We start from the raw sequence: 13,936 nt of genomic DNA on the forward strand, positions 1-13,936 counted from the left end.
CAACACCGGCGCGCTCAGGCGGCCGGAACACTGGCGTCTTTGGTCAGGGGGGTGGGGCGGGGGGTGGCGTGGTGGGAGTCCCCCACCAGCAGGACGCTGGCGAGCGCCGGAACCAGGATCAACGCACCCGCCATGTTGACGAGGAAGCAGAAGGCCAGCAACACGCCCATGTCCGCCTGGAACTTGATGGGCGAAAGGATCCAGGTGGCCACCGCCACCGCCAGCGTCACGCCGGTCAACAGCACAACCCGCCCGGTGAAGCGCAGGGTTTCCAAATAGGCCGTCGACAGGCTGGCCCCGGTTTTCAGATGCACCCGCAGGATGCTGATGATGTACAGGGCGTAATCGACGCCGATGCCCACCCCCAGCGCGATGACCGGCAGGGTCGCTACCTTCACGCCGATCCCCAGCTCGGCCATCAGCGCTTCGGCCAGGATCGAGGTCAGAACCAGCGGAAGGATGGCGCAGACCACCGCCCGCCAACTGCGGAAGGTGACGAAGCACAGCAGCGTCACCGCGCCATACACCCAATAGAGCATGTCGCGGCTGGCCTCTTCGACCACCATATTGGTGGCGGCCTCGATCCCCGAATTGCCCGCAGCCAGCAAAATCCGCGCGCCCGGTGTCGGGTTGTCGGCGATGAAGCCCTGGACGACGCCGATCACCCGTTTCAGCGTCGCCGCCTTGTGGTCCAGCAACGACACGCGGACCTGCGACAGCGTGCAGGCGCGGTTCACGAACTCCAACGGAGCGGTGCCCGACAGCGGATTCAGCGCCGCTTGGTTGGGGGTCAATTCGAACCATTTCGGATTCCCTTCGGCCCCCAACTGGGTCATCAGCCGGGCGAAGGACGACAGGCTGGCGGTGGTCGCCACCCCCGGCTCTTGCCGCAACCGCCATTCCAGCGCGTCGATGGTGGCCAGAACCCCGTAATCGGTGCATTTCTCGGCGGGTGTGGCGACCAGCAGAATGAGCGTGTCGGTGCTGGTGGCATAGCGCGCCGTCAGATAGGCGTTGTCGAGGTTGTAGCGGGAGTCCCTGCGCAATTCCGGCGCGCCGGGGTCGATGTCGCCGATCTGCACCCCCTTGGCCACCACCCAGCCGCCGCCCGCCACGGCCAGCGACGCCGCCAGCGCCCCCACCGCCCAGCCGCGCCGGGTGAAGAGGTCCAGGAAGCGCCAGGCGGCGTTTCCGCCAGCATCGGTGCTGTCACGCAGGCTGCGCTGCGCCGCCGCCGGGCTGACACCGGTCACGCTCAACAGCACGGGCAGCAGGATCAGGTTGGTGAAGACAAGGATGGTGACGCCGAGACTGGCGGTCAGCGCCAGTTCGCGGATGACCTCGATCTTGATGATGAGGAGAACGGCAAAGCCGACCGTGTCGCAGACCAGCGCGGCAAACCCGGCAAAGAACAGGCGGCGGAAGGTCAGGCGGGCGGCGGTCAGCCGGTCGGCCCCACGCCCGATGTCCTGCATCACGCCGTTCATCTTCTGCGACCCGTGGCTCATGCCAATGGCAAAGACCAGGAACGGGACCAGGGTCGAATAGGGGTCCAACTCCAGCCCCAACAGCGGCAAGAGGCCCAGTTGCCACACCACCGCCGCCAGCGAGCAGGCCACCACCAGCACGGTGGAGCGGGCGCAGCGCGTGTACCAATAGACCACGGCCATCGAGATCAACACGGCGAAGGCGAAGAAGGTCAGGACCTGCACCGCCCCGTCGATCATGTCGCCAACGATCTTGGCAAAGCCGACGACGCGCACGCGGATGACCCCGGTGGAGTGGGTGGCTCGGATCTCCTCCAGCTTTTGGGAGAGCTGCCGGTAATCGATGCGCGGATGCCCGGCCCCGTCGTTGAGCGGGGCGAGGATCAGGCTGGATTGCCAATCGGTTGCCACCAACCGGCCGATCTGGCCGGACCGTTCGATGTTCAGGCGCAGACGCGCCATCGCCGCCGGAGAGCCGTCGAATTTGGAATCGATGACCTCGCCACCTTCCAGCCCCTCTTCCGTCACCGCCAGCCAGCGGGTGTTGGGGGTCCAGATCGACATCATGTAGGGCCGGTTGACGCCGGGCAGCAGATAGACGGCGTCGTTGACCTTCTGCACGGTTTGGAGATAGGCGGGGTCAAGAATGGAACCGCCGTCGGTCCGTTCGACGATCACCCGAAGAACATTGCCTTGCGAGGCCAGATCGGCCCGGTTGTCCATGTAGGTTTGGATGAAGGGATGATCGACGGGAATCATCCGTTCGTAGCTGGCGTTGACCGTCAAGCGGGTCATCTGGACGCCAAGCCCCAGCGTGATGAGCGCGCAGACGACCAGGATCGCCACACGGTTGTTGAACACCAGCCGTTCCAGCCAGGTGCCGGAGCGCGGATCCAAGCGCAAGGTGTCTTCGGAAGCGCCGACCCGCAGCCCATCGCTTTCGGTCATCATGATGGTCACTCCTTGCCGATCAGCACGTCGGCCGGGATCCGCTTTGGTCCGGCAACCCCAACCGCGATGACGGTCCCATGTTCGGTGACGTCCAACCCCGCGATGGGGGGAAGCCGCAACGCCAGCGGCGTCAGCTTGGTCAAACCGGCATCGCTGACCGCCAACCCGCCGGATTGGTCGGCCAACAGCACCCGCCCGTCGGGCAGGGCCACGCCGCCGGTAAAGGCCGCCTGCCCCGTCCAGGCGATGGGACGCCACGTCGATCCGCCGTCGCCCGACACGAAGACGCGCCCACGCAACCCGTACAGCACCAGCCGCGCACCGCTGCGCAGCGCGCCGAAAAAGCTGCCTTCATAAGGCGAGGTCAATTCCTCGAACGGGCCGTTGCGGGTGGTGGCGCGCAGCAGCAAACCCAGTTCGCCCGCCACCAGCGCGCCGTCCCCATCGCTTTGGATCCCATACAGATGATGGCCCTGCCGGTGGCCCAGCCGGGCGCTGATCGACGACCAGCGGGCACCGCCATCCTGGGTGGCAAAGGCGATGCCGTTGGCCCCGATCACCGTCGCCCGTTGCTCGTCCTCCACCAGAAGATTGAGGAAAGGCCAACCCGGACCGTCGGCCCGCTGGCGTTCAACCATGCGCAGCCACCCCGCCGCCATGGCGTCGCCAGGGTGGCGGGCCGCTTCCTCCTTGGCCGCCGCCAATTCCAGGTCGTTCGCCGTGATGCCGCTCAACTGGGTGATCCAGGTCTCGCCGCCGTCGCGCGTGTGCAGAACGACGCCGAGATGACCGGTGGCCCAGCCGACGCGGGCACTGGCGAAGCGCACCGCCGTGAGCGTGACGTCCACGGTCGTCCGGGCCACCCGCCACTGCGCGCCGTCGTCGTCGGACAACAGGATCAGGCCGTGCAGACCAACCGCCACCATCCGCTTTCCAGCGCGGGCGACGGCGATCATGCCGATCCGCTCCGGTTGGACCGGAATGCGTGCCGGGTGGCTCAGAACCCGATGGATCGCGGCGGTGGCGGGAGCGGAGAGCGAACCGTCGGTCGCCGGGCCGTTCGGCACCGCCGCCAGCGGCGTGGACGGCAGGGCCGTCCACGCGATGGCAAGGCCGGAGAGGGCCAAGCCAACCGTCATGACACCGGCGGTCAAGGAACCGGGGGTGTCGCAACCGCATCGGCCAAACCACCGCCGTGCCGCGCGTGAGTGTGTGCGCGTCATTGTACGGAAACCGCGAGTGAGGGTTGTGGGAGCGGGGCGAGCCGCCGCGTCAGTCCAGCCCCTCGGCGGAGACCGCCGCCGGGGTGAAATAGCTGGCGGGCTTTTTGGCCTCCTCCCCGAACACGACCGCGCCGGGGGCCACGTTGTTCAACGTAAAGGCGACATAGCCACCGGCCTGGAGGTCATAGGCCAGACGCACCCCCAACATCGCCACCTTGTCCTTGGGATAGTAGAACATGGTCCCGATCAAGGATTTCCACAGCTTGCCGTCGGCGCTCCACTGATCGGTGACGGACAGGATGCTGGAATCCTCGTCGATGTAGAGGCGGCGCTGTGTCACGACGTGGCGAGCACCAGCCTTCAGCTTCATGTCGACAACCCAGACGCGATGCAATTCGTACCGCACCAGATCGGGGTTGGCGAAACTCGGCCCCAGCACCTTGTCGATGTTCGGTTCCAACGACAGGCCGTTGTTGTTGTAGGGGATGTAGAACTCCTGCCGTCCGACCAGCGTCACGTCGTAACGGTCGGGCATGCCGGAATAACCTAGCGCGTCGTCGAAGTTGGTCAGACCGCCGCCGACCGTCGTGTTGGGCGTGTCGTAGTTGGCCTGCGGGAATTTGCGCAAGCGCCGTTGTCCCTGCTGGTAAATCCAGGTTTGCTGTTGGCTGGCCATGTTGTCGAGCGGCGCGTAGAACATCATCGCGTTGCCCGCCGCCGAGGCCGGAGCGACGATGCGCCCGCGATTCATGTACTGGTATTCGCCCTTCCACGGATCCTCGCGCCCGTCCGGGTAATAGGGCGGGTAGGTGACGTAAAAGGTGCCGCCCTGCACAAGGCTGCGCGCGCCAGACGCCGAGGTGTAATAGGATTGGGAGGTCATCTTCGCGTCGACGCCGCGATAGGTGTATTGCTGGTTCCAGATCGCCTCCTCGCCGCGCTTGACGATGGGGAACGGGATGCCGCCCTTCCAGTTGCTGGCGACGTTGCCGTCGGGCGACAGCTTTGCCGTGGTTGCGTTCCTGAAGGTCGCGTCATAGACCGACTGCGGCGCGCAGTAGGACCGGCGGCTGGGGTACACGACGATCTTGTAGCCGGGATAATTCTCCAACATGTACCGCGCACCGTCGTTCAACTTGGCGGCGTATTGACCCATGTTGGCCTTGGTGATGGTGAAAAGCGGCTTGTCGCCCGCGTAGGGATCGGGTGGCAAACGGCCGTCGATGTAGTCACCGGTCGGCGGGCAACCGCCGGTCCAAGCGGGGATGGTCCCGTCGCCGTTTCCGGTCTTCAGACCACCGGTTGGGGTCAAGGTGGTTTTGAGCTGTTCGGCGTCCTGCGCCGTCACCGCCGCCAGAGCGGCGGGCGCGCCCAGCAAAGCCAGACCGAAGGCACCGGCCAGCGTGCGAGTCACAATCGTCATGGTTCGCGTCTTTCCTTGTCCGCAGGCCCAGGCTCAGAAGGAGCGCTTCACCGAGGCCAGCACATAGTCGCGGTCGGCGGCGATGTTCTGGGTCTTCGAGCCGACATAGTGGCGGTAGGTCACGTTGGCGCTCCAAGCCGTCTGATAGACCGCTCCAACTGTGAATTGCATATGACCGCCGTGGTTGTAGTTGAAGTTGAAGGTGTTATCGACCGCAGACCGTTTGGTCAGCGTCATCGTGGCACCGATGGCGGCGTTGATGTCCACGTCGGGGAACACCTGCGTCCATGTGGGCGAGATGAAACCGGAAAAGCCGACGGCGGTGCGCGCGGCGGTTGGATCGATGGCGATGGTCTTGGCCCCGGTGGTCGGGTTGGTCAAATATTTGCCATCGTCCACCGAAACCAGATGCTGGACCGCGACCTCGCCCATGATGATGCCCGCATCCCACAGCCCGTTCGGCTTCAGGTAGCGGATCAGCGAAGCCTGTCCGTGCAGGGATTTGCCAGTCGGGATCGACGAATAGGCGTAGGACACCGTGTTCTGCGAGAACGGCATGTTCCAGCGCATCGACACTTCGCCGCCCAGGTTGAAATCCTCGAACAGGGAGGTGTTCAGGCTGGCCCCGACGATGTTGACGTCCTGCGGGTAAATCCATTGATAGGTCCCGACCGACCCCGGATCGTTCGACTTCGGCCCTTGGATCATCGACGCCCAGCGCGAGGGGGCATGCACATAGTAGAAGCCCCAATCACGATCGTTGGCTGGGTCCGAGTAGCGCAGGGCGACGCCGAAATCCTTGCCGAAATTCGGGGCGCGTTTGTCGGACACACGGTTGATGTTCAGGCGGCACACACCGGTCAGCGCCTCGCCGCCGACTCCTCGGGTGCAGGCCGCGCTCGACAAACCGGCGATCTGGGCGGCGATGATCTTGTTGCCGCCGTCACCGATGCCGTCGAAGGTCGAGAAGTAGGATCCCGCCGGTGCCACCCGGTCGGTGCGGAACTCCATGTTGTAATAGCCTTCGAGGCTGAAGCCGTGATCCAGTTCCACCGTGCCGGAGAGCTTGGTCTCCGGCATGCTCAATTCTTTCAACAGCGGTTGGCCCATCAGCGGGGCCTTGGCTCCGTTGAAGGGGGCCATGCCCCACGACACGCCGTTGTTGATGAACATGTTTTCGCCCCACAGCAGCGTGTGGCGACCCAGACGGAAATGGACGTTGCGGTCGAACAGTTCGCCCTTGCCCTGCACAAAGGCGTCGCTCAACTCCGCCCCCAGCCCCAGAACATGGCGCGTTGAGTCGGTGAAGCGGTCCAGGCCGGTTGTGGGGTAGGCGTTGGACTGGCTGACGGCCAACGGGGCGTGCGACCCGCGATAGACCCCGTCGTACCAGGCCGTGCCGCTGAGACGAAAGGCCAGCTCGTTTTCGTTGTGCAATCGCAGCGACAGTTCCGACAGCAGGTCGGTGCGCTTGGTGATGAGATCGCCGCGCTTGAAGGACAGATCGCCGTCGTTGTTGCTGAGGCGGTTGGTGATCACGCTGGCTGGTGAACCCGCGCGCATGCCGATGGTTCCGACCACGGTGTTGGTCCAGGTCAGATCATAGGCGTCGTTGTTGACCAGCTCCGCCGCCGACACGACTGACGACACCCCGGCGACGCAGACAGCGAACACACCCAACCGGCCCAGGCGTCGGATGCGCAAGCGCGGCTTACCTGTGGGTGATTGGCTTGATGATGGCAGAGCCAATGGTGGCGGACATGATTTTTGAGACAACGTTCCCTCCCCCCGAAACGCGGTGGTTGCGCAAGCCCTATGCGTCGCCACGGATCAAAACCGTGCGCATGGATGTGCGGATCAAAGCAGCGGCGCGGTGCGCCAACGCTGTTTGGTTGGCTACCCAGTGCATCCGCTGTCTTGGGTATCGGCCCTCAGGGCCAGATTGTTGCCACAACTAACAAAGGCCGCTGCCCTTGGCAACATGATTCATACGTTCGTTTAAATTTTGTCCGCCGCCGCTCCGTTGCGCCCTTTCACCGCAGACCCTACAATGTTATGCTAAAACACAATGTGTGGCGCGTCTTTTATATATTGTTTAATATCAATAGTTTGATGGAAATTGCATCCGATACTCCATGTCCACCCCATGCCGATCTGCGGCTGCCCCGGGCAGAGTGATGACTCAAACGCACAATTCCCCTTGCCGAATTCATACGTTTGATTAATTTATGAGCCGAACAATGAGCGCGCCCAGCAACGGGATGGCCCGCCCTTTTCAGCGGCTGCCCCCACACGGCACCGCGCCCACGCGATGTCAACGACACAAAGGATCAGCCTTCCATGAAGCTCGTCACCTTCAAGACCGCCGATGGGCGCACCGCTCCCGGTGCCCTGCGCGACGATTTGGCAACCATCGTCGATCTGGGCGGAGTGTTTTCCAGCATGCTTGATCTGATCGACTCCGGTGACGAGGGGCTGGCGCGCGCGCGGGCGCTGGCCGCCACCCCCGACGCCCCGACGCTAGCCCTGGCGGATGTGACGCTGCTGTCGCCCATTCCCACGCCGCGCCGCCTGCGCGATTGTTCGGTGTTCGAAGAGCATGTTCAGGGCGTGGCCCATTGGGCGCGCACCAACGGCATCGGCCTGCTGGCCGAGGTGCCGAAGGTCTGGTACCAGCACCCGATCTATTACAAGGGCAACCACCTGTCGGTCGTGGGGCCCGAGGCCGATATTCCCTGGCCGGGCGACGTCAAGATGTTCGATTACGAGTTGGAAATCGCCTGCGTCATCGGCAGGCGGGGCAAGAACATCCCAACCGAGTCGGCGTTCGACCATGTGTTCGGCTTTATGATCTTCAACGATTTTTCGATCCGCGACGTGGCCGGGATGGAGCTGCCCGGTCTGTTCGGCCCGGCCAAGGCTAAGGATTTCGATGGCGGCAACGCGCTCGGCCCCTGGTTGGTGACGAAGGACGAGATCCCCAACCCCTACAATCTGGTCATGACCGCGTCGCTGAACGGCGAGATCATGGGTGTGGCCAACACCACGCGCATGCATCACCGCTGGGACGCCATCGTCTCCTACGCCTCGGCCTATGGTGAAACGCTGGTCCCGGGCGAGGTGATCGGGTCGGGCACGGCGGGCGGCGGCACGCTGGTGGAAAAGGGACGCAAGCTGGCGATCGGCGACGTCGTGGAATTTTCCATCGACGGGCTGGGCACCCTGCGCAATCGCATCGTTGCCGGTGCCTGACCCCATGCGGGCCGTGGCGCTTTCCGTTGAATTGACCGGCGATTTTGTCGATGGTGAGCGGATTGTCTTCCACCATTGGACGCCCACCTGTGACCGATCCAGCGCCACAGCCCACCAAGAGGGTGCGCAAGCCCCGGCGCCCCCACTCCTCCGACGCGACGATCAAGGATTTCCTGGACGCGGCGGAAACGCTGTTTGCCAAGCATGGCTACGAAGGCACGACGATCCGCGCCATCACCGACGCCGCCGGGGCCAATCTGGGAACCATCCATTACTATTGGGGATCGAAAAAGGCGCTGTTCAAGGCGGTGTGCGAACGCCGCCTGCGCCCGATCACCGACGAACGGCTTCGTCTGTTCGACCAGTGCGTCGCCCGTTCGGTGGACGGCGTGCCGATCCTGCGCGAGGTGGTGGAGGCGACGCTGATGCCGGTGCTCTCCTCCTACAACCCGCGCGACACAGGCAGCAGCGTGTTCGGCGAACTGATGGTGCGCACCCTGACCGACCCCGCCCCCGAGGTGCGCGAGGTGATGGAACAGCTGTTCGACGAGGTGTCAATCCGCTGCATCCGCCTGCTGCGCCAATGCTGCCCGCATTTGGACGACGAGTCGTTCTATTGGCGGCTGCATGGGGTGTTCGGCCTGACTCAGTACAGCTACTCCGGCCGCTCGCGCATTGTCCATTTGTCCTATGGCCGGTTCCTCGGCACCGATCTGGACATGGGCCTGCGCGAGCTGGTGCAGTTCGTCGTGTCGGGCCTCAGCGCTCCCATGACCACACCCGACACCGCCACCACCCAACACCGTCGCCGCCCGCCGCATTGACACCCGCACTGCCCTCGATGGGCCGGGATCGGTGGGGCGGCGCGCCCAACCGCAAAGGACCTCATCGATGAGCCGCTGGACCTTCACCAAGGGGCTGCACGATCTTGGCAACGGCTGTCTGGCCTATCTGCAACCCGATGGCGGGTGGGGCTACAGCAACGCCGGTCTGATCGTGGACGGCGACCGCACATTGCTGGTCGACACTCTGTTCGATAAGCCGCTGACGGCGGAGATGCTGGCCAGCATGCGGTCGGCGATCCCGGCGGCCAAGCGGATCGACCGCGTGGTCAACACCCACGCCCACCCCGATCACACCGCCGGAAACGCCCTGGTCGCCGATTCGGAGATCATCGCCTCGCTCGCCACCTTCGAGGACATGAAACGCATGTCCGAAGGCGTCGATCCGATCCAGAAAATCATGACCAACTGGCAGAATTTCGGCGAGGCCGGAGCCTATCTGCACGAGGTGATGGGCAGCCGCTTTGACATCGCCGAGCGCGAGCATGTTCTGCCGACCCGCCATTTCGACAGCGAAATGGACCTGACCGTCGGAGACAAGCAGGTGCATCTGAAGAAAATCGGTCCCGCCCATTCGCGCGGCGACACGCTGGTGCATGTGCCCAAGGACCGGATTCTGTTTTCCGGCGACGTGCTGTTCAACCAGGTTCACCCGGCCATCGTGTCGGTCAACATCGCCAATTGGATCGAGGCCTGCGACCATGTGCTGACGCTGGACGTCGATGTGATCGTGCCCGGCCATGGCCCCATCGCCGATCTCAACGCCGTGCGGACGCAGCGGGATTACCTGCAATATTTCCAAGTGGAGGCGCGCAAACGCTTTGACGCCGGGATGCCGGTGGCCGAGGCGGCGCTCGACATTTCCATCGACGCGTTTCGTGGTTGGGCAGACGAGGAGCGGATCTTCATCACCGTGGCCAACCTCTATCAATCCTTCGGTGCCCCGCCACCTCCGATGCTGGACATGATGGCGCTCGCCGGGCGCTACCGCCGCGACAAGATGGCCTGCGGCCCCGGTTGCACCCATCAACACCACAGCCACACACACGGCGGTTGACCGATCGATCCGCAACGACAATGCGCCCCGGCCTCCGACGCCGAGACGATGGGAAGAGACGACAATGAGCAACGCAGCCGACACCGCCGCCCCGCCCCTGGCGGATACGACCATCCGTCCCGACGTTTCGGCGGCACGGGCGAATTACGTCCTGGCCCTGCTGGCCGTGGTCTGGGCGATCAATTTCTTTGATCGCAACATCCTGAACGCGCTGTTGGAACCGATCAAACGCGATCTGGGGGTGTCCGACACCATGCTGGGCTTCATGTCCGGCTTTGGCTTCGTCATTCTGCACGTCGCCATGAGCGTGCCCATCGCCCGACTGGCCGACCGCATCGGACGGGTGCCGGTGATCTCCACCGGGCTGGCGGTCTGGAGCCTGATGACCGCCCTGTCCGGCTTTGCCACCTCTGCCACGCAGCTCCTGATCGCGCGGTCGGTCGTCGGCATCGCCGAGGCGTCCAACGGTGGACCGACCCAGGCGCTGCTGTCGGATTACTTCCCCGCCGAACGGCGGGCGCAAGCCATGTCGGTGCTGTCGATCGCCACCTTCGTCGGCATTTTCCTGGCGTTCGCATTGGGGGGCTATGTCAACCAGCATTACGGTTGGCAAACCGCGTTCTTCGTCGCCGGGGTGCCCGGGCTGTTGGTCGCAGTGGTCGTCCGCCTGACGGTGCGTGACCGCATGGCAGCCCGCCCGACCACCAACGGAACAGAAACCGATCTGCCATCCTTTGGTGAAACCCTGCGCTTCCTCGCAGCCCAGCGCACCTATGTGCTGGTGGCGATCGCCCTGTGTTTTGCCGCCTTCTGCAACGCGGTCATCGTGTCCTGGTCGTCGGCCCTGTTGCAGCGGGTGCACCATCTGAGCACGGCGGAAGCCGGGATGATCATCGGCCCGATCATGGGGCTGTCGGGCATCGGCGGCGGGTTGGCCGGGGCGGTCATCCTCAACCGGCTGTGTCGCCGCGACATCCGTTGGATGGTGTGGGCACCCTGCTTGGCCTTCCTCGTGTCGATCCCGGCGATGGTTGCCTTTTGTCTGTCCAACGACCGCAGCGTGACCTACGCGGCGTTGGTGCTGACCGCAGTCTTTGCCGGTTTTGCTATCGGCCCGACCGCCGCCGCCGTGCAATCGACGGCCAAGACGCGGATGCGGGCGCTGGGCGGTGCCATTGCGCTCGCGCTGTCCAACCTGTTTGGCTGGGGGCTGGGACCGCTGGTCGTCGGTGTGCTGAACGACGCGCTGCACCCAACGTTTGGCGATCAGGCGATCCGCTACGCCATGTTGGTCGGAGCGGTCAGCATGATCGGCGGTGCGGTCATCTACAGCCTCGCCGCCCGCAGCATTCGCGCCGATGTCGCCGCCTGCGCGGATTGATTCCGACGCCCGTATGCGTCTGGCAGGCCTTTCAATTACCCACAAGTTCGGCGGCGTTGCCGGGGCGCGGCCTGAGGTCTTGCGGCCGGGGAATCTGGTGTGATTCTGTCCCTGGCTCCGAATCACAGCCGGGGCGCGGACGACCATGCAGGAGACGAACAGAGGAACCGGATGGGCAGGAGCAGGTGAGCGCCCGGGAAGCTGGGTGGACGAGGAGATCGCGGAGGGGCAACTTCCTGACAAACGCTTGGACAGGAGGCTGCGCCAGGTTTTCGACCAGATTGGTGGCGCGATGGGCCAGACCATACCCCGAGCCTGCCAGGACTGGGCGAACACCAAGGCCGCCTACCGGTTCTTTTCCAACGGCCGGGTCAGCGAACATGCCATTCTCAAGGGGCATTTCGAAGCGACGTGTGATCGGGTGGCCGCCGCCGACGGGCCGATCCTGGTTTTGCAGGACACGACCGAGTTCACCTACCAGCGGGAAAAGCCGGAACGGATCGGTTTCACCAAGAGCGTCAACAGCGGCAAGGACAAGGCTGACCGGCTGCGCCATCATGCGGTCTGCGGATTGCTGATGCATTCCAGCCTAGCGGTCACCACCCAGGGGGTGCCGCTGGGCTTGGCCGCAGTGAAGTTCTGGACCCGCGACAAATTCAAGGGCGCGGCGGCGCTGAAGCGCAAAATCAACCCGACCCGGGTGCCGATCGAGACCAAGGAAAGCTATCGGTGGTTGGAAAATCTTCGCCAATCCAATAGCCTGCTCGGCGATCCTGGCCGGTGCGTCCACGTCGGCGACCGCGAGAGTGATATCTGCGAACTTTTCTGCATCGCTACGGAGTTGGGAACGTCTTTCCTGGTTCGAGCCCAAACCGACCGGCTCGCCGACGACGGCGGACATACCGTTGCGGCGGAGTTGGCCGATGAGGTGGTATGCGCGTCCCATGTCGTCGAGTTGCACAACGACAAGGGCGAGGCCGTGCCCGTGACGTTGGACGTCAAATTCCGGACCATCGACGTCCTGCCGCCGATCGGGAAGCAGAAGAAATATCCGGCACTCAAGCTGACCTACATTCACGCCTACGAACGCGACGAACCGGCAGATCGGCCACGCGTGAGCTGGAAATTGATTACAAACCTTCCGGTGCGCACCGCCCAGGAGGCGGTGGAAAAGCTCGGCTGGTACGCCTTGCGCTGGAAGATCGAGGTCTTCCACAAGATCATGAAGTCCGGCTGCAAAGCCGAAGACGTCAAACTGCGCACCGCGGAGCGGCTCGTCAATCTACTGGCCGTGTTCTGCATTCTCAGTTGGCGGATCTTTTAGAGCAGATGGCGTTAAATCGGAATCGATTTCACGCGTGAATCTGCTTGATAAATCAAAGCTTAGAGGGCCGTGTTGTTTCACATTTTAGAGCATCGAGCGTAGATCACCATGAGCAGCCGCGCTTCGCCAACGCCGGCACCAGAGGTCGCGCTCACGGCCCTGGAGGTCCAGATCCTCGACCGTCTCGCGCCCGACAAGTCATCCGCCAACGCCTCATCGCGCGGCTTGACGTTCTATGCCGTGAAAATCACCCGCTTGGGCGGCTATCTCAATCGCAAGAGCGATCCGCCGCCCGGCAATACGGTCATGTGGCGCGGGCTGACACGCCTGACCGACATAGCCCTCGGCATAAGCCTCGCCGCCGAACTTGTGGGTAATTGAAAGGTTCACCGGAGGCGTACGCGATATCTCCTGCGACGAGGACAAAAGCCGGATTCGGGACAACCCCGGCATCATGGCTCGGGCCCGCAGCTTCACCCTCAACATCCTTCAAAAAAACGGTGTCACCAACGTTGCCCAGGCCATATGGAACGGTGCGATAAACCTCGATCACATCCTGGCCTACAAGTGACCCTCCTCCGAATCGGTGGACACCTCTGCTAAGCTCCAGATGGAGCGGAGAGGTCAAGAATGACGACGACACGGCGCATCTTTACGGACGAGTTCAAGCAAGAGGCGGTGGCGCTGTTGGCCAGCAGTGGCCGCTCGCTTGCGCAGATCGCCCGTGAATTGGGAGTGCAGCCCTCGGTGTTGCGGAAATGGCAGCGCCGCCTCACCGGGTCAGGGGGGCCGCCGATGCCCCCCATCCAGCGAGCGGCGGCCCCCCTGACCACTGGCGCCGATCAAGCATCGGAAATCGCCCGTTTGAAACGCGAACTCGCCCGCGTCCAGATGGAACGGGATATATTAAAAAAACTGTGGCCATCTTCTCGGAAGCACCGAGATGAGGTTCCGAATCATTGCGGACTGCTGCGACGAATACCCGGTTCGGGTGCT

General features: G+C 63.8%; 11 protein-coding genes. 7 read left to right on the forward strand and 4 right to left on the reverse strand.

What is annotated here, in order from left to right; translation table 11 throughout:
• Positions 1 to 14 precede the first annotated feature (14 nt).
• The 4 genes from EJ903_RS23740 to EJ903_RS23755 all read right to left on the reverse strand — a co-directional run bounded on the left by EJ903_RS23740 (position 15) and on the right by EJ903_RS23755 (position 6,788).
• Entirely contained in the window at positions 15 to 2,438 is a 2,424-nt protein-coding gene (locus tag EJ903_RS23740; RefSeq protein ID WP_126620155.1) for an efflux RND transporter permease subunit, read from the reverse strand.
• A gap of 5 nt (positions 2,439 to 2,443) precedes the next feature.
• The gene (locus tag EJ903_RS23745) at positions 2,444 to 3,577 is read right to left on the reverse strand and encodes a WD40/YVTN/BNR-like repeat-containing protein (RefSeq protein WP_126620157.1); all 1,134 of its coding nucleotides are present in this window, start codon (positions 3,575 to 3,577) and stop codon (positions 2,444 to 2,446) included.
• Between the two features lie 133 nt (positions 3,578 to 3,710).
• Complete coding sequence (locus EJ903_RS23750) at positions 3,711 to 5,084, reverse strand: DUF1329 domain-containing protein (RefSeq protein WP_126620159.1); 1,374 nt, start codon at positions 5,082 to 5,084, stop codon at positions 3,711 to 3,713.
• Between the two features lie 33 nt (positions 5,085 to 5,117).
• On the reverse strand, positions 5,118 to 6,788 hold the full coding sequence (locus EJ903_RS23755; protein WP_126620161.1) for a DUF1302 domain-containing protein: 1,671 nt from the start codon (positions 6,786 to 6,788) through the stop codon (positions 5,118 to 5,120).
• Between the two features lie 636 nt (positions 6,789 to 7,424).
• Here EJ903_RS23755 and EJ903_RS23760 point away from each other — a divergent pair.
• The 7 genes from EJ903_RS23760 to EJ903_RS23790 all read left to right on the forward strand — a co-directional run.
• Complete coding sequence (locus EJ903_RS23760) at positions 7,425 to 8,336, forward strand: fumarylacetoacetate hydrolase family protein (protein WP_126620163.1); 912 nt, start codon at positions 7,425 to 7,427, stop codon at positions 8,334 to 8,336.
• Between the two features lie 122 nt (positions 8,337 to 8,458).
• Positions 8,459 to 9,160, forward strand: a complete 702-nt coding sequence (locus EJ903_RS23765; RefSeq protein WP_158627999.1) for a TetR/AcrR family transcriptional regulator — start codon at positions 8,459 to 8,461, stop codon at positions 9,158 to 9,160.
• A gap of 67 nt (positions 9,161 to 9,227) precedes the next feature.
• Entirely contained in the window at positions 9,228 to 10,235 is a 1,008-nt protein-coding gene (locus EJ903_RS23770; RefSeq protein ID WP_126620167.1) for an MBL fold metallo-hydrolase, read from the forward strand.
• A gap of 64 nt (positions 10,236 to 10,299) precedes the next feature.
• The gene (locus EJ903_RS23775) at positions 10,300 to 11,616 is read left to right on the forward strand and encodes a spinster family MFS transporter (RefSeq protein WP_126620169.1); all 1,317 of its coding nucleotides are present in this window, start codon (positions 10,300 to 10,302) and stop codon (positions 11,614 to 11,616) included.
• Between the two features lie 205 nt (positions 11,617 to 11,821).
• Entirely contained in the window at positions 11,822 to 12,940 is a 1,119-nt protein-coding gene (locus tag EJ903_RS23780; protein WP_158628000.1) for an IS4 family transposase, read from the forward strand.
• A 108-nt stretch (positions 12,941 to 13,048) separates the two neighbouring features.
• Positions 13,049 to 13,321: a hypothetical protein gene (locus tag EJ903_RS23785; protein WP_126620173.1), complete on the forward strand. Its 273-nt coding sequence runs from the start codon at positions 13,049 to 13,051 to the stop codon at positions 13,319 to 13,321.
• Positions 13,322 to 13,570: 249 nt separating this feature from the next.
• On the forward strand, positions 13,571 to 13,936 hold a 366-nt coding region (locus EJ903_RS23790; RefSeq protein ID WP_148105301.1), incomplete at its 3' end, for a transposase.

Source organism: Azospirillum griseum (assembly GCF_003966125.1).
Classification (GTDB): Bacteria; Pseudomonadota; Alphaproteobacteria; order Azospirillales; family Azospirillaceae; genus Azospirillum; species Azospirillum griseum.